General features: G+C 67.4%; 12 protein-coding genes. 5 read left to right on the top strand and 7 right to left on the bottom strand.

Translation table 11 applies throughout. The annotated features are described in order from the left end of the window. Positions 1-95: 95 nt before the first annotated feature. The 7 genes from AC1DS0_RS01390 to AC1DS0_RS01360 form a co-directional block, all read right to left on the bottom strand. The gene (locus AC1DS0_RS01390; protein ID WP_476812613.1) at positions 96-2,429 is read right to left on the bottom strand and encodes a right-handed parallel beta-helix repeat-containing protein; all 2,334 of its coding nucleotides are present in this window, start codon (positions 2,427-2,429) and stop codon (positions 96-98) included. A 378-nt stretch (positions 2,430-2,807) separates the two neighbouring features. Beyond that, positions 2,808-3,098, bottom strand: a complete 291-nt coding sequence (locus AC1DS0_RS01385) for a hypothetical protein (protein ID WP_476812612.1) — start codon at positions 3,096-3,098, stop codon at positions 2,808-2,810. An 8-nt stretch (positions 3,099-3,106) separates the two neighbouring features. After that, positions 3,107-5,287, bottom strand: coding sequence for a GumC family protein (locus AC1DS0_RS01380; protein ID WP_476812611.1), 2,181 nt, complete (start codon positions 5,285-5,287; stop codon positions 3,107-3,109). A 93-nt stretch (positions 5,288-5,380) separates the two neighbouring features. After that, entirely contained in the window at positions 5,381-6,856 is a 1,476-nt protein-coding gene (locus AC1DS0_RS01375; RefSeq protein WP_476812610.1) for an exopolysaccharide biosynthesis polyprenyl glycosylphosphotransferase, read from the bottom strand. A 45-nt stretch (positions 6,857-6,901) separates the two neighbouring features. Further along, complete coding sequence (locus AC1DS0_RS01370) at positions 6,902-7,912, bottom strand: NAD-dependent epimerase/dehydratase family protein (RefSeq protein WP_476812609.1); 1,011 nt, start codon at positions 7,910-7,912, stop codon at positions 6,902-6,904. Positions 7,913-8,024: 112 nt separating this feature from the next. Then, positions 8,025-8,780 carry a WecB/TagA/CpsF family glycosyltransferase gene (locus AC1DS0_RS01365; protein WP_476813071.1) on the bottom strand — a complete coding sequence of 252 codons (756 nt, stop codon included), beginning with the start codon at positions 8,778-8,780 and terminating at the stop codon, positions 8,025-8,027. Positions 8,781-8,812: 32 nt separating this feature from the next. Then, complete coding sequence (locus tag AC1DS0_RS01360; protein ID WP_476812608.1) at positions 8,813-9,799, bottom strand: UDP-glucuronic acid decarboxylase family protein; 987 nt, start codon at positions 9,797-9,799, stop codon at positions 8,813-8,815. A 392-nt stretch (positions 9,800-10,191) separates the two neighbouring features. Here AC1DS0_RS01360 and AC1DS0_RS01355 point away from each other — a divergent pair, with 392 nt between their 5' ends. From AC1DS0_RS01355 to AC1DS0_RS01335, 5 genes are all read left to right on the top strand, one after another. Beyond that, positions 10,192-11,418 (top strand): polysaccharide biosynthesis/export family protein, encoded by a 1,227-nt coding sequence (locus AC1DS0_RS01355; RefSeq protein ID WP_476812607.1) that lies wholly within the window; start codon positions 10,192-10,194, stop codon positions 11,416-11,418. A 145-nt stretch (positions 11,419-11,563) separates the two neighbouring features. Beyond that, positions 11,564-11,998, top strand: a complete 435-nt coding sequence (locus AC1DS0_RS01350) for a hypothetical protein (RefSeq protein ID WP_476812606.1) — start codon at positions 11,564-11,566, stop codon at positions 11,996-11,998. Positions 11,999-12,001: 3 nt separating this feature from the next. Further along, a complete protein-coding gene (locus AC1DS0_RS01345) occupies positions 12,002-12,859 on the top strand; it encodes a methyltransferase, TIGR04325 family (RefSeq protein WP_476812605.1) in 858 nt (285 codons plus the stop codon). Between the two features lie 170 nt (positions 12,860-13,029). Continuing rightward, the gene (locus tag AC1DS0_RS01340) at positions 13,030-15,027 is read left to right on the top strand and encodes an amino acid adenylation domain-containing protein (protein WP_476812604.1); all 1,998 of its coding nucleotides are present in this window, start codon (positions 13,030-13,032) and stop codon (positions 15,025-15,027) included. Next, complete coding sequence (locus tag AC1DS0_RS01335) at positions 15,020-22,987, top strand: hybrid non-ribosomal peptide synthetase/type I polyketide synthase (RefSeq protein ID WP_476812603.1); 7,968 nt, start codon at positions 15,020-15,022, stop codon at positions 22,985-22,987. The genes AC1DS0_RS01340 and AC1DS0_RS01335 overlap by 8 nt, the downstream gene beginning before the upstream one ends. The last annotated feature ends 2 nt before the right edge of the window (positions 22,988-22,989 follow it).

Genomic DNA, 22,989 nt, shown 5'->3' with positions numbered 1-22,989 from the left:
CGTCCTAACAGACGTGAAATGGCGACCTAGCTCTTTGTTTCAGCATCGGATTTCCCGAAAAGTGGATTCCACTTTTCGGCCCGATGCTCCAGGCGCTACCAGTGCCAGTGCGAGAGCTGGCTGTGGTGGTCGTTGTCGCCGTCGTCATGGCGCGACTGGCCGCCTCGCCAGTCGTTGCGGCTGGTGTCGTCGCTGGCCACCTGACTGTCCCGCGACCCGTTGCGGCCGCCGCCATGGTCGTCGCCGCGCGATGAGCCGCCATCCCAGGACCAGCCGCGGCCACCACTGAGGCCGCCCCAGCCACCGTGGCCGCTCCAGCCACCATGTCCGGAATTCGACGGGGTTTCCGCATCCGTTCCGCCAGTACCGGTATCGACATCGGGGATGGTGATCACGTCCGGGTTCTCGGACGGATTGGAGACCGGCGTTTCCGATTGCGGTGTTTCGGGCTGGGCGGTGACGGGCGGGGCCTCGCTGCCGGGCTCGGAGGTGCCGGGCGTCGTGCCCTCCCCGGTCGCAGGCGTCGTCGGCGTCTCCTCGCTCGGCGTCGACGGCTCGGCGGTCACCGGAGGCGTCTCTGTGACCGGCTCGGAAGTTGCCGGCGGTGTCTCCGTGACCGGCTCGGAGGTCGTCGGCGGCGTGCCGCTCCCGTTCCCGCTCGACGGCGTCTCGACCTCGGGCGAGGTCCCGGTCAGCGCCGAACCGACCAAGTCGAACGGCACCGAGTCGATGCCATGCGCCTGCGCCACCGACCCCGAGACGAAACCATAATTGCCGTTCGCCGCGTCGACGAAGCCCGCCTGACTCGTTTCCGTGCTGCCGGAATCGCCGCCCTGGCGCTGGAAGCTCGCCAGCGAGACGTCGGCGATGGTCAGCTCGCCACCATCCGGGTTGTAGTAGACATTATCGTGGATCAGGCTCGGATCGGTCTGGTCGGTATCGATCGTGTTGCTGCCGTCTCCGGAGACCTGGATGAAGTTGTTGTAGGTCTCGTTGCCGTTGATCGGATTGTCGTCGGCCGTGATCGTCGAGATCCCGTACTTGCCGTTGTCGAGCAGCGTGTTGTCATGGATCTCGTTGTTCGATCCGCCATGGACGAGGATGCCGCTGAACGTCGTCCCCTGGACGAAATTGCCGTAGATCTGGGCATTGCTCGCCATGTTGTCGAGATAGATGCCGGAGCTCCAGTCTTCCGCGAAGCCGCCATCCTTGGTGTTCGTTCCGCCGGTGTCGACGATGGTGTTGTAGCGGATGGTGCTGCCGTCCGCGCCGGAATCGTCGGCCGAGAACAGGTAGATGGCGCCGGTATCGGGCGTCTGCTGCCCGGAATGGCGGATATCGTTGTACTCGATGGTGTTTCCACCGGACTGGTTGTCGGGATCGTAGTTGATCTCGGAGATGCCGAAGCGCGGCACGTTCGTGATCGTGTTGTGATCGATCTGGTTGCCCGCCGACTCCTGCATGTCGACGGAGCCGTACTGGACGAACACCTCGTTCGAATGGTCGACGGTATTGTTGGTGACGCGGTTGTCGCTCGTTCCCGCCGTCATGGCGACGGCGCTCGACCAGGTGTGCTCGAAGCTGTTGCCCGAGACGAGGTTCCCGCTGCTGTCGCCGTGCAGGGCAACGCCGACGCCGACATTGACGAAGTGGTTGCCCTCGACGACCAGCCCGGTCGCATCATTCGCCTCGATCGCCGCGGTGGTCGGGTCACCCGACTTCGAGGCGGTGTCAGTGAAGGTCATGCCCTTGAAGGAGACGTTGTCGGCGCCATCGACGACGAAGATGCTGTGATCGCCGGAGACGACTCCGCCCTGGCCGGTGAAGCCGTCCGGAGCCTTGTAGGAAATGGTCTGCGTCTCGGCGTCGTAGGACCACTCGCCGACATTGTCCGGCGTGTCCTGCGAAACATAGTAGCGGCTCGCGGCGCCGAGATCGTAATTGGCCTCCGTGGTGAAGGTCATCACATTGCCTTCAACCGAGGCGATGGTCAGCACCTCGCTGGAATAGCCGTTCTCGGTGAAGACGGTGACCGTGTCACCGGCCTTCGGCTCCTCGCCGGCCGGGTAATCCGACGGGTTGTACGCCATCGACTTCTGGGCGTCGTATCCACTCGGCAGATCCTGCCCCCAGAGCCAACCGCCATGAACCGGATCGTTCGGATCGACGTCGGGGTAGCGGCTCTCGGTCTGCTTCTCGCCGTTGACGGTGAACTGCTGGACATCCTCGGCATCGACATGCGCCGTCCAGATGCCGTCTGCGCCTTCAGTCCAGCCGGTCACCTGCGTGCCGCCGCTGATCACGACCTCCTCTCCGGAGGTCGCCACGAAGGACGAACCGGAATCAGCGGAGGTCAGCTGGAGTGCGTCGTCCACATAATAGGTGCCACCGGCAATGTAGATCGTGTCTGCCCCATTGCTCTGGTGCATGGCTTCCACCGCCCGCTCCAAAGTCTGGAAAGATGAATTTGCATCCGATCCTGTATTGTTGTCGTTTCCGGTGGTCGAGACATAAATTGTGGCCATAAAGGGGCTCCTTTTTTGGCGGGAACACATTAAGTGATCGCTGCCTAGATACCCTTGAGACCTGATTCGGTGCTACCTAAACCGACGAGCCCTTACTCCGAAGGATTAATCCGAACGGACTAATCGTCATGTTTTGGCACAATATATCAATGGATTAATTCTTGGCGTCGCCAGCCTCATCCTGTTGATGGATTGGCCTCATACGCCCCGAGGCAGCGGTTTGCCTCGCAGATCGGGCCCTCAAATGGCCTTATTCTCGAAACCAGAAGGCGAAATCACCGCTTATGTCAACGCGGTCGGGTCCGCCCCGGTTCCACCGTCCGAATGGCAGACCGTCAGATGATGGTCGCAGAACTGGGCACTCGCAGCCAGGCGATCGACATAGGAGCGGAAGGCCGCCAGCGTTCCGACCGGGCGCTGGCAGCCATCGCAGATGACCAGCGCCTCGGGTGACAGGTCGCTCGGCAGGTGGACGGCGGGCGACCCGCACTCCTTGCAGCTGAACCCGCCGCCCGTCGATGGCGCAGGCGCGCCAATGTCCGGGGGCGCAAGCAGCGCTGCATAACGATGCAAGCGCCGGCTCATGCCGAAGCCTGATAGAAGGACTTGTAGTTGCGATAGACCCGGCCGCGGTCGGAGACGTCGTACCGGCCCTGCTCCTCGAGATCGACGCCGTTGAGCACGACGCCTGCGACATCCAGACCGAGCTTGCCGAGATGGTCGAGCGTCGCGGAGACGGTGCTCTTCAGCGTGTCGTTCCATCTGACCACATGCAGCACGGTATCGGCGTGCTCGCGCAGCAAGGCACTGTCGGCGGAGAGCAGCACCGGCGCCACCTCGAACAGGATGACGTCGTAGCGCGCCCGCGCCTCGCGCAACATCGCCTCGAAAGCCGGATTCGAATAGACGTTCTGGCTGTCGCGCAGGCCGGACGCGCGCCGGACCGTGGCGACCGGGCTGGTTCCCGGACCGCCGGCGTCACCGACCTGCGGCAGGCACTGGTCGAGCAGCGCCTCGTGCGGGAAGTTCTGGCCGAGCAGCAGGCGCCGGGGCGAGCCGTCCACGACCAGGACCCGCTGGCCCATCATCGCCAGCACGCGCGCCATGGCGGAGGCGACGAAGGACTTGCCCTCCCCCGGCGCCGACGAGGTGATCAGCACGAATTTGGGAGGATTGCTGGCAGGGAACAGCTCGGCCACCATCGAGCGCACCGCCTCGGCGAAGACCAGGCTCTCCAGCCCGCCCGGATAATGCTCGAGATTCGGCAGAAGGCCGACGCAGTTGGTCCTTGTCTCGGTGGCGAACTCGTTCTCGCTGCGGAAGCCGCGATCGCGCTTCTCCAGCAGATAGGAGAGCCCTGCCCCGGCCATCAACCCGCCCGCCATGGCCAGCCCCAGCACCAGCGACGGCTTGATCGAACTCGGCAGCGAGGGAATATCGGCCGGCGCGACGATCTGGGCGATGATCGGCCGTAGTTCGCTCACGGCGCTGGCCTGCTGATGGGCATCCGAAAGCTGCTTCAGGCGGTCGCGCGCCGCCGTCGCTTCGGCCTGCAAGGTGCGCAGCTGTCCCTCCAGCCCCCTCGCCTCGATCGACTTGGTCTGCAGGGCGGCGACGCGCTCACGCAGCGCGGCCTCGGCGGCGCGGGCGGCCTGGACGTCGGTCTCGATATTGGCGACGGATTGCGCCAGCTGCTTCTGCAGCCGCTCCTGTACCGCCGTCAGCGACAGCCGCAGCCGCTGCACGGCCGGATGACGCTCGCCCGATACTGCGACCATCTCGTCGAGCGCCCGGCGGGCCTTGCCCTCTTCGTCGAGGAGTTGCTGGACCACCGGCGAGCTGCCGAGATCGCTGGTCTGCGGGACGTTGCCGGCCGCAAGCGAGACCCGCGCGCGCTGCAGGCGGGTCTCCTCGGCGAGCCGCGCGGCGGAAACCGTGTTGAGCTGGGTCAGCATGTCGCGAAGCTGCTGCTGCTGGATGTCGGCGCCGTCCTGTCCGAGCTCGACGAAGCCGGTCCGTACCCGGAAGGTTTCGATCTCCTTCTCGATCCGTCCCAGATTGGCGCGGGCCTCCTGAGCCTGCGCCCCGTACCACTGGCTGGAGCGCTGCGAGGCGTTCGCCGTAGCCTCCATCTTTCGACGCAGATACTCGTTCCCGAAGGTGTTGACGATCAGCGCCGCACGGTCGGGATCGGTGTCGCGATAGGTCAGCGTGACCAGATAGGCCTTGGTATCGTTGCCGACGCCGAGCGATCCGAGCAGCCTCTGGGCGACGATGTCGCGCGCGGTCGGCTCGGCCGATCCACCGCCGAAGCCAGTCAGACTGTGCAAGGTATTGCGAACCGATGTCGGGAAGACCAGCTCGGTCGCGCCCGTCAACAGGCGGGACAACGACGAGGGCTGACTCGACACAGCCTGGTCGAGACCCAGGCGCGCCGCCACGGCGCGCGCCGTCGCGAGCGAGCGAATGATCCGCGCCTCGCTTTCGACCAGCGTCGAGGCATCGAGCGCGACGCTGCTCGCCTTGCCGCCCCCGCCGCTGTCTTCGCGCGTGAAGTCGAATTGCAGCACCAGGTCGGCGGTGTAGCGCTGCGGCGTCACCATCAGATAGAGGGCCGTCATCAACATGACCCCGCAGGTGACTGCGGCGATCAGCAATCTGCGGCGCCAGAGCATGGAGAGGAAGTCGAAGGTCACCACATCATAATGCCTGGCGAGCGTCACAGGCTGACGGGGGCCTCGCATGTCGCTGAAGAGATCCATGGCCTCGTGCCTCGCCTGCGGTTTCACCCGGGGATACCGACCGAACCGGCCGGCGCCTCGCGAGCGACCGGCTCCGGCTCAGATCGCCTTGCGCTACTTCGCGCCGCGCCCGTGCAGAACGGCCGGGACCGTCTGCAGCAGCACGTAGAAATCCAGCCAGAACGACCAGTTGTGGATGTAGAAGCTGTCCTGCCGCTTCTGGACGACGAGATCGCCGTCGCTGCGGTCCGTGACCTGCCAAAGGCCGGTCAGGCCGGGCGGCACGCTGGTGCGCAGCGCCTGGAATGCAGTGTCGAAGCACTGGTTGTGATAGGCCGGGAACGGCCTCGGCCCGACGATGCTCATCTCGCCGCGCAGGACGTTCCAGAGCTGCGGCAACTCATCCAGGCTGGTGCGGCGGATGAGCTGGCCGATCCTCGGCAGGATTCGGGGGTCGTTCGGCAGCTTGAAGAAGCGCTCCCATTCCTGCCGCGCCGCGCTGTCGGCCTCCAGATGCGCGGCGAGCCGCGCCTCGGCGTCAGCATACATGCTGCGCAGCTTGTAGACCTTGAAGACGTGGCCGTTCCGGCCGATCCGCGGCTGGGCATAGAAGGCGGGCCCGTTGTCGACCGCCTTCACCGCCAATGCGAGCACCGCGATCACGGGCAGAGCGAGAAGGGCGAGCGGGACCGCGACGACGAGGTCGAGCACCCGTTTCAGGCGCAGATTGCGCGGCATGTGGATGGCGCTGCGCAATTCGAGGCCGAGTAGCCCGCCCATGGCCCGCAATTGGGGATTGAGGACCTGCAGCATCGAGGCGTCGTGGACCACGAAGATCTGGCGCAGCGGCAGGCGGGCCAGCCAGTCGGCCTTCTCGACATGGAGATCCCCCGAGGCGCAGAGCGCGACCTCGATCCCCGGCGAGATGATGTTGGCCTGGCCGCGGGTGATCACCGGAAGGCCCGCAGTCTCCAAAGCCTCGGTGAGCACATCGGCCTCCTCGTCGGTGAGGATGGCGACCGGCTTCAGGCCGAGCTCCGGGTGTGAAGCCAGATCGCGCGCCAGGGCCAGGCAGGCCGGCATCGTGCCGTAGAGCACGGTCGGGGCGGACCAGAGATCGCGCCGCACCAACGCGCCACGGACCAGCGCCTCGACATAATAGCCGAGCACGACCGACAACCCCGCGCCGGCGACCACGAAGCCCCAGAGATGGCTGGCCGGATCATCCAGCGCGAGCCAGGCGAGCACCACGGCAGCGGCGACGACGTTGCCGAGCGTGCGCCGGCGCAAGCGGTCGACCGGTTCGGACCGGTCGGAACCATAAAGCCCGAAGCCGCCCAAGGCACCGCATAGCGCCAGGGCCCAGACCAGCATCAGGCTCGCCATATTGGTGTCGGTGTCCGACACGGCGATAGCCGCGCCCAACTGCAGCAACCCGGCGACGATGGTCAGCGTGACGAGGTCCCCGACCATCAGAGCGGCGGCGACAAGCCGCCGCCGCTCGGCTGGCGTGACATTGGCGCCGAGCAGCCGGCCCGGCTTTGCCATGCCGATCGAGGCGGGCACGACAGTCGTGACTACATCCGGCATGACAGCCTCCCGGGATCTCGGTCGATCAGGCAGAGGGCGGCGGCGCTACTGCGCCGCGATCGTAGGGATGTGCTCGATGCCGGCCTCGCGCTCGGCCCTCGCCTTCACCTCGCCCGAGATCCAGGCATAGGTCGGGATCAACCCCTCGCCGAGATGGATCGAGGGTTCCCAGCCGAGGACCTCGCGCAGGCGGTTGTTGTCGCTGTTGCGGCCGCGCACGCCTTGCGGACGATTGATGTTGAAGCGCTTGTGGATCGTCTTTCCGGAGATGCCGGCTATGATGTCGACCAGCCCGCTGACATCGACCAGCTCGTCCGTGCCGAGATTGAGCGGCCCGGAATAGTCAGAGCGCATGATGCGGTAAATGCCCTCGACGCAGTCGTCGATGTACATGAAAGAGCGGGTCTGCTTGCCGTCGCCCCAGACTTCGATCGCCTCGCCCGACTTCGCCATCGCAACCTTGCGGCAGATGGCGGCTGGCGCCTTCTCCTTGCCGCCGTCCCAGGTGCCGAGGGGGCCGTAGACATTGTGGAAGCGGACCAGCCGGGTCTGGAAGCCGTAATCCTCCGTGAAATACTCGCACAGCTTCTCGGTATAGAGCTTCTCCAGCCCGTATCCCGGCTCGGGATCGGCGGGGAAGGCATCGTCCTCCTTCAGAGGCACGACCGAAGGTACGTCCTGGAGATATTGCGGATAGACGCAGGCCGAGGATGAGAACAGGAAGCGCTTGACCTTGGCGTCGTAGGCCGCCTTCAGCATCTGCGCGCTGATCATCGTGTTGTTGAAGGTGATCGAAGCGTGCGCGCCGGAGATGTAGCCGATGCCGCCCATGTCGGCGGCGAGATTGTAGACCTCGTCCATGCCCTGGACCGCTTCGCGGCAATCATCCATCTCGCGCAGGTCGAGGATGCGGAATTCATCCGCCGCGCTGGCTTGGTACTCCGGGTCCTTGATATCGACTCCTCGGACCCAATAGCCTCGATCCTTGAGGTAATTGACAAGATGGAAGCCGATAAAGCCGCCAGCGCCGGCAACCAGCACAGATTTCTTGGACATTACTTCGCTCCATTGAAGAATGGAACTCAGTGATAGCGGTTTTATCTTTTTAAATCAGGTGGTTAAACGGAACTATAACCCTTTTGGGACGAGTTATCTCTTGGGGTTAGACCTACCTCTTGGAGGTAGCAGCGAGCACGGTCCTCTGCCGGAGCAGTTGCAGGCTGGCGCCGAGCATGAACTGCGGCACGATCTTGCCGTAGCGGCGCCAGAGCCGCCGCGGTTCCGAGAGCAGCCTGAACAGCCATTCGAGCCCGCGCTTCTGCATCCAGGCCGGGGCCTGGCGCTTGGTGCCGGCGAGGAAATCGAAGGCGGCGCCGACGCCGATCATGACCGGCGCCTCGATCCGGTCGAGATGCGCGGCCATCCAGTATTCCTGCTTCGGCGTGCTGAGCCCGACCCAGACGATGTCCGGCTTGGCGGCGTTGATCATGCGCACAATCTCCTCGTCCTCCTCCGCCGATGAAGGGCGGAACGGCGGCGAGAAGGTGCCCGCGACGGCGAGCCCGGGAAAGCGCGCGGTGAGACGCTCGCGCAGGCGCTCGGCAAGGCCGCGCGCGCCGCCGAAATAATATTGGCGATAGCCCTTCTCGGCCGACAGCGCCGTGAGCCGCAGCATCAGGTCCGGGCCGTAGACCCGCTCGGTCCGGCCATGGCCGAGCTTGCGTGCCATCCAGACCAGCGGCATGCCGTCGGGCGTTGCCATACCCGCACGCTCATGGATCGCCATGAGCCTGGGATCCGACTGGCTCTCGATCACGCCGTGGACGCCGGTGATGCAGACATAGTTCCGGTCTCTACGGGCGATCCAGCCCTCGACCGCATCGAGGGCGTCGGCCATGGTGATGGCGCTGACGTTGACGCCCATGATGCGTGCGCGGGGAAGCGTGCAGTCCTGCGTCACGAGCTCGCCCTCGCGACCTCGACCCGGCGCACCGGGTCGTGCATCTTCGACAGCACGCCTTCGAAATAGGAGATCGTCCGCTTCAGCCCGTCCTGCAGGGGCACCTTGGGCCGCCAGTGCAGCAGCTCGTGTGCCTTGCTGATGTCCGGGCAGCGCTGGCGAGGATCGTCCTGCGGCAGCGGCCTGAAGACGATCTGCGAGCGCGAGCCCGTCAGCGAGATGATCAGCTCGGCGATCTCGGCCATGGAGGTCTCGACCGGATTGCCGAGATTGACCGCGCTGTCCAAAGGCTGGGTCACATTCATCAGGCGCATCAGCCCCTCGACCAGATCGTCGACGAAGCAGAATGCGCGGGTCTGGCGGCCATCGCCATAGAGCGTGATCGGCTCGTTGCGCAGCGCCTGGACGATGAAGTTGGAGACGACGCGGCCATCCTCGAGATTCATCCGTGGCCCGTAGGTGTTGAAGATGCGGGCGATGCGGATCTCGACGCCATGGCGCCGCTTGTAGTCGTAGAACAGCGTCTCGGCGCAGCGCTTGCCTTCGTCATAGCAGGCGCGCGGACCGCTGATGCTGACCAGCCCGCGATAATCCTCGACCTGCGGGTGAACGTCCGGGTCGCCGTAGATCTCGCTGGTCGAGGCCTGCAGGATCGGGATGCCGAGCCGCTTGGCCATGCCGAGCATGTTGATCGCGCCGAGCACGCTGGTCTTCGTGGTCTGCACGGGGTCGCGCTGGTAATGCACCGGCGAGGCCGGACAGGCGAGATTGTAGATCTCGTCGACCTCGAGATAGAGCGGGAAGGTCACATCGTGCCTGAGCGTCTCGAAATTGGGCAGGCCGAGCAACGCCGTCAGATTCTCGCGGCGCCCGGTGTAGTAGTTGTCGACCGCGATGACCTGGTGCCCCTGGGCGACCAGCCGCTCACAGAGGTGGCAGCCGAGGAAGCCGGCGCCGCCAGTGACGAGGATACGCTTCTGCATGTCTGAGCTCCGCCGGATCGTGCACGGGAAGGAGCCAAAAGCTTTGCTGCAAGCGCCGCCTTCTCAAAGGACGCTTTGGGAGGTGAGCGCCCCGGCGCGAACAAGGAAGGGCTACTCCCACGCGATGCGAGTGGCACCTCGGCCCGAGGATGGCCGCAGCGCTCGACTATGGGATTAATCCGGTAGCGACACGCCTTGGCCCGAATGCCAATGCGGAAAGCGGCCCTGCCCTGACATCCTGCCGGCATCGCATCGCCCCTCTATGGGCAAGACGGTCGGAGCCGGCTTTGGACACGTCAATCCACCCCCGGAAATCTCACCATGCCTCGCGCGCCGCGGCACTCGCCGTCCCATCGGGGCGGCATTGGCTCCGGCCGCTCATCCTGGCGCTGGTGGCTTGGGCACTCATCCTGGTCGTGACCGTCTCGGCCGCCGAGCGCGAGGCAGCCGACACGCTCTCGATCGGCGACAAGGTGACGATCTCGGTCTTCGGCCAGAGCGATCTCTCCGGCGACTTCGTCCTCGACGGCTCTGGCGCGGTCAACATGCCGCTGGCCGGGCGGATCAGGATCGCCGGGCTCTCGGCACCGGAAGCGGAAGCGCGGATCCGCAGCGCTCTGATGGACGGCTATCTGCGCGATGCCGTGGTCAGCCTGCGGATCGCCGAGCTGAAGCCGGTCTACATCATGGGCGAGGTGCGCTCGCCGGGGACCTATCCCTTCCGGCACGGGCTCACCGTCCTCGCCGCAGTCGCGCTGGCCGGCGGCTACCGGGTCGGCGACGAGTCGATCGCCGTGCTCAAATCCGAGCTCCTGCTCGCCGACGAGCGCGAGCAGCTGCTCACCGCCTCGTTCCAGACGCTGACGGCGCGCCGCCAGCGCCTCGAAGCCGAGCGCGACGGCGTCAAGCAGCTCGTGGCCGATGCACGAAGCGCAGGCAGCGTCCAGATCCTGGCCGGCGAACAGGAGATCCTCGACTTCCAGCGCCGGGCGCGCGAGGGCGAGCGCGACTTGCTGAGCCAGCAGGTGGCACGGCTCCAGTCCGAAAAGGCCGCCCTGACCGAGCAAGCCCGACTGGTCGAGCGGCAGGTCGAGCTGACGCGCGAGCAATCGAGCGAATACAATAAGCTGGCGACGACCGGCCATGGCTTGCGCACCGTCCAGGTTGAGCGCGAGCGCGACTATACCCGCACGCAGGGCGAAGCGGCGCGCCTGCGGGCGGAGCTGGCCAAGAGCGAGACGGCGCTCGGCGAGCTGACGCTGCGGCTGCGTGAGCTCGACACCACCTATATGCGGCGCGTCGTGCTCGAGCTCCAGGAAACCCGGCAGAAGACCCTCGAGGTCGAGCGCAGCCTGCCGACCGCGCGCGAGATCGCCGAAAGCCGGCGTCGCAGACTTGTGGCGAGCCAGGGCTCCGGTGCGGCTGCGGATTGGGACATCAGGATCACGCGACAGGCTGGCCTCACGCCGGTGACGATCCAGGCGAATTTCGAAACCACCCTGCAACCCGGCGACATCGTCCAGGTGACCCCGAAGACGCGCGCTGCGGAGAGCTCCCTTCCCGGGGAGGCGGCAAAGACACCGGTACGCCAGCTTACCGGCCTCGCCAGCCAGCAATGACCTTGTCACGGCTCACGCCAGCCGCGCCGCGATGCCTGAAAGGGCAGCCGTCGACGACGTTGCCGAGCGCGATCCAGTTCAATGATCGGGCGATCCCAAGACGACGGGGAGAGCAAGCCCTCTCCCGGCCAGGACGGAGGCACTCTTGACGAGTTCGGAGAAGCACAGCCGGGACGATGGCAGCAGCGCACGCACCGCCCCCTTGCTTCCGGCGGTCCGGAACTCCGCCTTCGCCAAGCATTGGCTCGCCATCGACGAAGGCGGCGCGGAGCTGACCAAGGCCGTGTTCGGTGCGCCCGCCCGGCGGGCACCGCCCCCGCCCATTCCGAACAAGGCGGCACAGTCCTCAACCTCTTCGACGCCCGCTTCGCACAGTGCGCCCGCCCCCTCCCGTTTCCGGGCGACAGTCGCCCTGCTCCTGCTCATCCTGGCCGTGCTCTTTGCCACGCCTGCCGCCAGGCTGTTGGGTTTCGCGCCGCGGCCCGAGCGGGCCGGCACCGCCGAGGTCTCGCCGCGCGGCAAGGCGCCGCTACTGAAACCGAGCCCTCGCCCCGAGGCAAAACGCGCCGGCGAGGCCTGAACGATGTCCGCCAGCGCCATATGGAAACAGAGCCTGCGCCTGAGCGCCCGCACGGCCTCCGCGCATTGGCCCGGCATCGCCCAGTTCCGCCGGAAGCTCTACGAAGCCCGCTTTCGCGCCGGCCGATATCACTGCGGCTACAGCGGCAGGTTTGCCGGCTTCGAGGCGGCCGAGCGCGCCTTGCCGACCGGCCTTTCCGGCTTCGACCATGACGCGATGGCGGACATCGACCACTACACCACCATGGCCGGCGGGATCGAGCCGATGCCGGCGACCGAGTATCCCTTGCTGTTCTGGCTGCGCGGCGCGCTCGACGAAGGCGCCCGGACGCTGCTCGATCTCGGCGGCTATGTCGGGCACGCCTTCCGCCAATACGACCGGTATCTCGGCTTCCCAGATGACTTCCGCTGGACCGTCTTCGACCTGCCGCACATCACCCGGGCGGGAGAGGCGATCGCCGAACGCCAGCCCACCTCGCGCCTGCGCTTCACCAACGGCGTCGACGATGGCTGCGGCATGGAGATCCTGCTCGCAGCAGGCTCGCTGCAATACCTGCCGGAGAACTATCTGCACGAGAGGCTGAAGGCCTGGCCGAAGCGTCCCCGGCACCTGATCGTCCAGCGTACGCCACTCCACGCGCGGCACTCCTTCGTGACGATCCAGTCGGTGATCACGCGAACGGGCGAGGTCTCGTTCTGTCCCTACAGCGTTCCGGCGCGCACCGCCTTCATCGATGGCCTGCTCGCGCTCGGCTATGAGCTCGTGGATTCCTGGGAGAAGCCGCGCAGCCTCGACGTGCCCTTCCATCCGGAATGCCATGTCGAGACCTATTCGGGACTCTACTTCCGGCTAGGATCCTGAAGTCCCCGACCCCCCCCCCCCCGCATCCACAGCCCTTTCGGGCATGCTCCGCCCGGCGGAGTGCGCTTGGCACGCGTCATCCGCGCCCCGCGCACCTACCCCTTGGGAAGATGGCGTTACTCCAACTGCTCCAATGTTGTCGCGGGGGCTTGGCGCATAGCCTTTCCTGTATGACACAGACCATCGACAGGAAATCTGCCCGCCAGGCCCCGCGTCGTAGCCGGCCTCGGGCGTCCGCCGCTCCCGATCTCGCTGGAGCCACCCGCCCGCAGGTCACCCGGCAGGAAGCGCCGCGAACCGCGCCAGCGACCCTGGTCGATCTCTTCGCCGCGCAAGTCGCGGCCCGGCCACGCGCCGTCGCGTTGTCCTTCGGCGCGACCCATCTCTCCTATGCGGACCTCGATGCGCGCGCTGAGCGACTGGCCGAGCAGCTGACCGCGATGGGCGCCGGCCCCGGCGCAATGGTCGGGCTCTGCCTGCCGCGCTCGCTCGACCTCATCGTCGCGCTGGTCGCGATCCTGAAGAGCGGCGCCGGCTATCTGCCGCTCGACCCGGCCTATCCGGGCGAGCGCCTCGCCTTCATGGTCGAGGATGCCGATGCCTCGCTCATCATCGCCTCCGAGCACACCGACTGGCTGCCACCCGGCCGGCAACGGATCGACCCGCATCCGGCCGAAGGCGCCAAGACGGCAGCTTCGCCGACGCGGCGCGCGGCTGCGGCCGACGACCTCGCCTATGTGATCTACACCTCCGGCTCGACCGGCAAGCCGAAGGGCGTCGCCATCGAGCATGCGGCGGTCACGCGGCTCTTCAGTGCGACGGATAACTGGTTCGGCTTCCGCTCCAGCGATGTCTGGACCCTGTTCCACTCCGTCTCGTTCGACTTCTCGGTTTGGGAGATCTGGGGGGCGCTGCTTCACGGCGGGCGTCTCGTGATCGTGCCGGAGAGCACGACGCGGGACCCCGCCGCCTTTTTGCGGCTGCTCGCCGACGAGGGCGTCACGGTGCTCAACCAGACACCGTCGGCCTTCGCTGCCCTCGACCGCGCCGATCATGACCGCGGCGGACGCGACCAGCTCTCCCTGCGGCTGGTGATCTTCGGCGGCGAAGCGCTCGATCCGCGCCGCCTCGCCGGCTGGTACCAGCGCCGCGGCGAGCATGCCCATCTCGTCAACATGTACGGGATCACGGAGACGACGGTGCACGTCACCTATCGTCCGCTCTCCCCCGCAGATACGGAACAGCGGTCGAGCCTGATCGGGCGGCCGATCCCGGACCTCAAGCTGCAGCTGCTCGATGGCGAAACCATGCGTCCGGTGCCGCGCGGCGAGATCGGCGAGATCTTCGTCGCGGGAGCAGGACTGGCCCGCGGCTATCTGAACCGGCCCGAGCTCAACGCCGCGCGCTTCGTGCCGCATCCGGACGAGCCCGGCGCCCGGCTCTACCGTTCGGGCGACCTCGCTCGCCAGGTCGACGAGGACGACTACGAATATCTCGGCCGAGCCGACCAGCAGGTGAAGATCCGCGGCTTCCGCGTCGAGCTCGGCGAGATCGAGACCGCGTTGATGGCCCATCCCGGCATCGGGCAGGCCGCCGTGCTGCTCCGCTCGGACGATGGGAACGAGCGGCTCGTCGGCTATCTCGTGGCCAATGGCACGGAACGCCCCTCGGCCGCAGCACTGAAGGCTCGCCTCGGCGAGACCCTGCCGGCGCATATGGTGCCGGCGGCCTTCGTCTTCGTGCCCGAGATCCCGCTGACCGTGAACGGCAAGCTCGACCGTGCCGCGCTGCCGGTGCCCGGCCGCGCCCGGCCGGAGACAGCCGTGCCCTATGCTGCGCCCCGCAATGCCATGGAACGGCGGTTTGCGGATGCTGTCGCCGACGTCTTCCAGATCGATATCGTCGGCATCGACGACAATTTCTTCGATCTCGGCGGCAATTCCCTGCTCGTCGCCGAACTGCACCGGCGCCTCGTCAGGGAGCTGCCCTGGTTCGCCTTGGTCGACCTTTACCGCTACCCGAATGTGCGGGCTCTGGCCGGCCATCTGACGCCACAGAAGCCCAGCGTGCTCGGCAGCCTTGCTGCGGCACGCGAACGCGGCCTGCGCTCGCGCGGCCTGCCCGCGTCCTTTCCCGACAGCGCGTCGCTAGGTGGCTCGCATGACTGACCCCCTCCCGGAGCGCGCTGTCGCGATTATCGGCCTGGCCGGCCGCTTCCCCGGCGCGCCGACTGTCGGCACGCTCTGGCAGAACCTGCTGGACGGCGTGGAGTCGATCACGAAATTCGACCCCGCCGAGCTCGACGACAGCTTCGACGCAGCAACGCGCGCGCTCCCGAACTTCGTTGCGGTGAAGCCGGTGCTCGACGACATCGATCAGTTCGACGCGCCCTTCTTCGGCATGATGCCGCGCGAGGCCGCGCTCACCGATCCGCAGCAGCGCCTTCTGCTGGAATGCGCCTGGGAAGCGCTCGAGGATGCCGGCTACGACCCCGCGGCGCCCGGCCAGTGCATCGGCGTCTTCGCCGGAGCCACCTCCAGCACCTATCTGCTGCAGAACCTGCTGCACGACCGCTCGGCCATCGCCGACTACACCTCGGGCTTCCAGATCGGCAACCTGCCGCTGCTGGTCGGTTCGGCCGCAGATTTCACCGCGACGCGGATCGGCTACAAGCTCGGCCTGACCGGCCCCTGCGTCGCCGTCCAGTCGGCATGCTCGACCTCGCTGCTGGCGATCGCCCAGGCCGTGCAGAACCTGCTCTGCCATGGCTGCGACATGGCGCTGGCGGGCGGCGTCTCGATCACCTTCCCGCAACGGCGCGGCTATCTCGCCCAGGAGGGTGGCATCGTCTCGACGGACGGCCATTGCCGCCCCTTCGACGCCGGCGCCAACGGAACGATCTTCGGCAGCGGCGCCGGCCTCGTCGTCCTGAAACGGCTGGAGGATGCGGTCGCGGATCGCGACCAGATCTACGCCGTCATTCGCGGTGTCGGCGTCAACAATGACGGCGCAGGCAAGGTCGGCTTCACCGCGCCGAGCGTCGACGGCCAGGCCGCGGCGATCGCCATGGCGCACGCCGCCGCCGATGTCGATGCGCGCTCGATCGGCTATGTCGAATGCCACGGTACCGGCACGCCGATGGGCGACCCGATCGAGGTCGCCGGCCTCACCGCCGCCTTCCGGCTGACGACCGAGGATCGTGGTTTCTGCGCGCTCGGCTCGGTCAAATCCAATGTCGGCCATCTCGACGCCGCCGCCGGCGTTACGGGACTGATCAAGACCGCGCTCGCGGTGAAGAGCGGGGTGTTGCCGGCGAGCCTGCACGTCACGCAGCCGAACCCGGCGCTGGAGTTACCCGACAGCCCGTTCTTCATCGCCGACCACCGTCAGGAGTGGGCCGGGCAAAACGGGCCCCGCCGCGCCGGCGTCAGCGCCTTCGGATTCGGCGGAACCAATGTTCATCTCGTACTGGAGCAGGCCCCCGAAAGCGAAGCCGTGGCGCCCGCCCGTCGCAACCAACTCCTGACGCTCTCGGCCCGCAGCGCAGCGGCGCTCGGGAAGGCGCGGGACAGGCTGGCGGAGCATGTCGAAGCGCACCCCGAGCAAGACCTCGCCGACATCGCGTTCACCTTGCAGGCGGGGCGACGGCTCTTCCCGCACCGTCTCGCGGTAGTCGCCGGCGATCATACCGAGGCTGCCGCGGCCCTGCGCAAGCAGAACACCGAGCGCGCCACGGCCGTGACCGGCGTCGGCGATCTCGTCTTCATGTTCCCCGGACAGGGTTCGCAATATCCGCAGATGGCGCGGGAGCTCTATGCCGGCGAGCCGGTCTTCCGCCGGACAGTCGATTTGTGCTGCGAATTGCTCAAGCCCGACCTCGGGCTCGACCTGCGCAGCCTGCTCTATCCGAGCAATGGCGGCGATCCGGAGCGGCTCTCGGCGACGCTGCTCGCCCAGCCGGCGATCTTCACGGTCGAATACGCCCTGGCGCAGCTTTTGATGAGCTGGGGCCTGCAGCCCTCCGCCATGATCGGCCACAGCGTCGGCGAGTTCGCCGCCGCCTGCATCGCCGGCGTCTTCTCGCTGGAGGATGCGCTCTCGCTCGTCGCCAGGCGCGGCCGCATGATGCAGGAGCTGCCTGGCGGCGCCATGCTCGCCGTGCGCCTGCCCGACGCCGAGATCGCGGCGCTGGTGCAGGGCAGCGTCAGCGTGGCGGCGATCAACGCACCCGGCATGGGCGTGCTCGCCGGGCCGTTCGAGGCGATCGAGGCGCTGGAAGCGGAGCTCGCGCAGCGCGGAGCGACGCATCGACGCCTGCAAACCTCGCATGCCTTCCACTCCGCCATGATCGACCCGCTGGTCGCGCCGTTCACCGAGGCGGTCGCGGCCATTCGCCTCAATGCGCCGGAGCTGCCTTACATCTCCGGCGTGACCGGCGATTGGGTCAGCGCCGAACAGACCACCGATCCGTCCTATTGGGCGCGGCACGCCCGCGAGCCCGTGCGCTTTGCTGATGGCATCGCGACGCTGGCCCGCGGCCTGTCGCCCATCCTGCTCGAAGTGGGACCCGGCGCCGCACTGGCCAGTTTTGCGTTGCAAGGTGCCGGTGCGGGCCGGGCCGCCATCTCCTGCCTGCCCGATGCGCAGGGCGATGCCGAAGGCATGCTGGCGGCTGCGATCGGACGCCTCTGGACAGCCGGGATCGCGCCCGATTGGTCGGCCTATCAGGCCGGCAGCAAGCCGAAGCGCGTCTCGCTGCCGACCTATCCGTTCGAACGCAGCCGGCATTGGGTCGAAGCGCCAGTCGCCTCGACCACCACCTCCGTGGCCGCGCCTGCCGCTGCCTCCATTCAACCCCTTCCCACTCAACCCGAGCAGGAACCGGCCATGGCTCCCCACGCTGACACCGACATCCCTCTGGGCCATTCGGAACTCGGCGGCCGGGTCGCAGCGATCTTCGAGAACCTGTCCGGGCGCCCCTTCGGTGCGGACGAGATGGGTGCGAGCTTCCTCGAGCTCGGCTTCGACTCGCTCCTGCTGACGCAGGCCGCGCAGGGCCTGCAGACGGCCTTCGGTGTCCAGATCCGCTTCCGCCAGCTGCTCGACGATCTCCCGAGCGTCGACGACGTCACGCGCCATATCGCCGAGCTTTGCCCGCAGGAGATGGTGAAGCCGGCTGCCCCCGTGCTGGCCGTCGCACCGGCCGCACCGGCTCCCACAGCCCTCATTCCCGCTCCCGCCGCGCCCGCACCCGCCATCATGGCTGAGCGACCGGCCGGCTCGAGCCTGGACGCGCTGATGCGCGAGCAGCTCGACGTGATGGCGCGCCTGATGGAGCGCCAGCTCCAGACCCTGAGCGGCCAGGCTGCGGTACCGACCGTCGCAACCGCAATGCCGGCCTTGCAACCCTCGGCTGCCCCACAGCCTCCGGCGGTCGTACAGATTCAGCCCGCCCCTCCAGCCTCAGCGAAAAACGCAGCCGGTTCGACGGCACGGTTCAAGCCGCTGATCCGCACGGGCAACGAGACCCTGACGGAAGCCCAGCGCGCCCACATCGCCCGGCTGACCAAGCTCTATGTCGGCAGGACCGCGACCTCGAAGCGGCTCGCCGACCAGCACCGCCCTGTCCTGGCCGATCCTCGCACCGTCTCGGGCTTCGCCGCCGACTGGAAGGAGATGGTCTACCCGATCGTCTCCGCCCGGGCGAAAGGCGCCCGGATCTGGGATGTCGACGGCAACGCCTATGTCGACCTCGTCAATGGCTACGGCCAGACCGCCTTCGGCCATGCGCCCGATTTCGTCGTCGAGGCGGTTCAGGCACAGCTGACCGACGGCTTCGCCATCGGGCCGCAATCGCCGCTCGCGCACGAGGCCTCGACGCTGTTCTGCGAACTGACCGGCCATGCCCGCGTCGCCTTCTGCAATACCGGCTCCGAAGCGGTGATGGCGGCGATGCGGGTCGCCCGCACCGTCACCGGTCGCGACAGGATCGTTGCGTTCTCAGGCGCTTATCACGGTCAGTTCGACGAAGTCCTGGTGCGCGGCGTCGGCGAGCAGCACCGCTCGGTGCCTGCGGCCCCCGGGATTCCGGCTGAGGCCGTCGGGCGCATGACCATTCTGGACTACGGCACGGATGAAAGCCTCGCCTGGCTGCGCGAGCACGCGCATGAGCTCGCCGCGGTGCTGGTAGAGCCGGTGCAGAGTCGCAGGCCAGGCTACCTGCCCGTCGCCTTCCTCAAGGAATTGCGCGCCATTACCGAGAAGGCTGGTACCGCGCTGGTGCTCGACGAGGTCGTCACCGGCTTCCGTGTCCATCCCGCCGGCGTGCAGGCTCTGCTCGGCATCAAGCCGGACCTCGCCACCTACGGCAAGGTCGTCGGCGGCGGCCTGCCCGTCGGCCTCTTGGCGGGCACCCCGCGTTTCATGGACGCGCTCGACGGCGGCGCCTGGCGCTTCGGCGACGACAGCGTGCCGGAGGTCGGCGTCACCTTCTTTGCGGGCACCTTCGTCCGGCATCCGCTGGCGCTGGCAGCGACGGTCGCCGTTCTCAGGCACGTCAAGGAAAAAGGGCCAGCGCTGACCGATGCCCTGACACAGCGCATGCAGAGCCTCGTCGAGTCGTTGCGGCGCGCCTTCGCGAGGGTCGGCTGGGACGTGTCGATCGAGAGCTATGGCAGCGTCGCCTATTTCGAGCCGGGCCGCGATCACCGCCTCGGCAGCCTGCTACACTACCATCTGCGCGCGCGCGGTATCTTCATCCAGGAACACTATCCCTGCTTCCTGACGACCCAGCACGGCGACGCCGAGATCGCGGCGATCATCGCCGCCTTCGAGGACAGCCTCGCCCTGATGCGCCGGGATGGGATGCTGCCTGGAGCCGCAGCCGAGAGCCTGCGGCCGGACATGCCCGCCCCGACATCGGAGATCGAGCTTCCGCTGACCGAGGCCCAGACCGAAATCTGGCTATCCGACCAGACCGGCCCCGAGGCCAGCGCCGCCTTCAACGAATCCGTCAGCCTGACGCTCGACGGCGATATCGATGCGCTGCGCCTTGCCGAGACCGTCAGGCAAGTCGCCGGCCGGCACGCGATCCTGCATGCGCGCTTCTCCGCCGATGGCGAGACCATGCAGGTTTCGCCTTCGGGCATGTTCCCGGTCGCGATCAGCGACCTGCGCGGCGAGCCCGACCCGCAGGCCGCGTTGCAGGCAAGGATCGAGGCCTATGCGAGCCGCCCCTATGACCTCGTGCAAGGGCCGGTGGCCGAAGCCGAGATCATCCGGCTCGGCGAGCGGAAGCATGTCCTGATCCTGTCGGCGCATCACATCGTCTGCGACGGCTGGTCGACCAACGTCCTGCTCGACGAGATCGCCACGGCTTACCGCTCCAACATCGACGCACTGCCGGCAGCGATGCCCTTCGCGGACTACGCTACGGAAACCCGACAAGACCCGCGCACGGAAGAGGCCGCGGCCTACTGGACCAAGATGTTCGCGGAGCTTCCCGCGCCGCTCGAACTGCCTACCGACCGGCCGCGGCAGGCGCCGCGCAGCTTCAATGGCGGGACGCGCACAAGCTTCATCGAGGCCGAGCTCTATCGCCAGGTGAAGGCGGCGGGTGCAAAGCGCCGGCGGACATTGTTCGCCACGCTGTTCGCCAGCTTCCAGGTGCTGCTGCTGCGGCTCTCGGGCCAGCGCGACCTCGTCATCGGCGTCCCCGCCGCCGGGCAATCGCAGCTCGAAGGCCCCTCGCCCGTCGGCCATTGCGTCAACTTCCTGCCGATCCGCGGCGGCATCGATCCGGCCGAGCCGTTCTCGGCTCATCTCGACAAGGTCGGACGCCTCATCCTCGACGCCTATGACCATCAAAGCTTCACGCTCGGCGCCCTGCTGAAGCGGCTGCGCGTTCCGCCGGTGTCCGGGCGGCTGCCGCTGGTCGAGGTGCAGTTCAACCTCGAGCGGCTCGCCGGCAATCTCGACTTCGGTCCTGCGGTCAAGGCCAGCGCCGAGCCCAATCCCAAGGCCTTCTCGACCTTCGATCTTTATTTCAACATCGGCGAATCCGACGATGGCCTGCGGATCGACTGCTGCTATGGCGCCGATCTCTTCGACGCGGCGACGATCGATCGCTGGCTCGGCCACTATCGCACGCTGCTCGCCGCCTTCGTTGCCAACCCCGATATGATCATAGCGGCGATGCCGCTCATCGAGGGCGACGAGCGCCAGCGCCTCGTCTCCGAGATCAACGACACGCAGGTCGCGCTCCAGAGCGACGACGGCACGGTCCAGGCCTTCGAACGCCAGGTCCTGCAGCAGCCCGAGGCGATCGCCGTCTCATGCGGCGACCAGCAACTCTCCTATGCCGCTCTCAACGCTTGGGCCGACCGGATCGCGGCCGAGCTGATAGCGCGCGTGGACGTTGCCGAAAGCCGCGTCGGCCTCTTGATCGAACGCTCACCCGCGCTGGTCGCCGGCATGCTCGGCGCGCTCAAGGCCGGCTTCCCCTATGTGCCGCTCGATCCCGTCATGCCGAAGGCGCGCATCCAGCGGATCCTGCGGGATTCCGAGGCCGCCGCGCTTCTCACCGCAGGTCCGCTCGACCCGGCCGTCGTCGAGGCGGACGAGCACCTCATGCTGATCGATGTCGACCAGACCACGGCGAATCTCGCCGGAATCCGGACGGCGGCGATCGCGCCCGACCAGCTCGCCTATGTGATCTACACCTCTGGCTCGACCGGTGCGCCGAAAGGCGTCGAGGTCAGCCATGGCGGGCTGTCGAACCTGCTCTTCGCCATGGCGCGCGAGCCCGGCTTCTCCAGCTCCGACACGATGCTCGCCGTCACCACGGTGACCTTCGACATCGCCGCGCTCGAATTGCTGCTGCCGCTGATCCAGGGCGGCCGCGTCGCGATCGCGACCTCGGACGAGGCCAAGGACGGCGCCGAATTGCTGGCACGGCTGCAGCAGAGCAGCGCCAACGTGCTGCAGGCGACGCCGATGACCTGGCGCCTGCTACTCGAAGCCGGCTTCCGTTCACGGCCAGGATTCCGCATGCTCTGCGGCGGCGAAGCGCTGCCACTCGACCTTGCCCGCAAGCTGCTCGAAGGCGGCGGCGAGCTCTGGAATATGTACGGGCCGACCGAGACGACGATCTGGTCCTCGCTCGCCCGCATCCAGCCAGAGGACGAGGTCGTCACCATCGGCCTGCCGATCGCCAACACGCAGTTCTACATCGTCGACGACAATAACGAGCCCGTCGGCGTCGGCATCCCCGGAGAGCTGCTGATCGCCGGCACGGGCCTGGCGCGCGGCTACGCCAACAATCCCAAGCTCACCGCCAGGAGCTTCATCGCCAACCCGGTCGATCCCGGCACCAGCGCCAGGGCCTACCGCACCGGCGACCGTGCCAAATACCTTCCCGACGGTCGCATCGTGCATCTCGGGCGGCTCGACCACCAGGTGAAGCTGCGCGGCTTCCGCATCGAGCCCGGCGAGATCGAGGCCGTGCTCGCCCGCAAAGCCGGCATCGTCTCGGTCGTGATCCTGCGCGAGGACGTGCCGGGCGAGCCGCGTTTGGTCTGCTACTACGTCACCAGCGCGGACGCTCCGCCACTGGCCGAGTTGCGGGCGGCGCTGGCGCAGGACCTGCCGGACTACATGGTCCCGACCGCCTGGGTCGGCCTGCCGGCCCTGCCGCTGAACCAGAGCGGCAAGCTCGACCGTGCCGCGCTGCCGGCGCCGGATGCCCAGAGCACAGCGCCCAAGGTCGAGAAGGCGGCTGACAACGCTGCGCCGCGAACCCCTGTCGAGGAGACGCTGATCCGGATCTGGAGCGAGGTGCTGCGGCGCGAGGACATCGATGTCCACGACGACCTCTTCGACCTCGGCGCCGATTCCCTCAGCATCTTCCAGATCACCAGCCGTGCCCGCCGGGAAGGCCTCAAGGTCGCGGCCCGGGATTTCTTCCGGAACCGGACGATCGCCGCCGTCGCAGCCGCGCTTCCCGATGAGCCCGCCGCCGAAGCCGCCGCGCCTGCCGCGACGTTCTGGAAGCGGCCATGGCGACGCCCGCGCGACGGTGCGCAGCAGCCGAACGAGCCGAGCGCCGCCTCGCAGCGCGAGAGAGGGTGAAC

This window comes from Allobosea sp. P4_H5 (genome assembly GCF_056400825.1).
The sequence above is the reverse complement of the archived record's forward strand: the minus strand, read 5'-3'. Positions and strand labels throughout refer to the sequence as shown.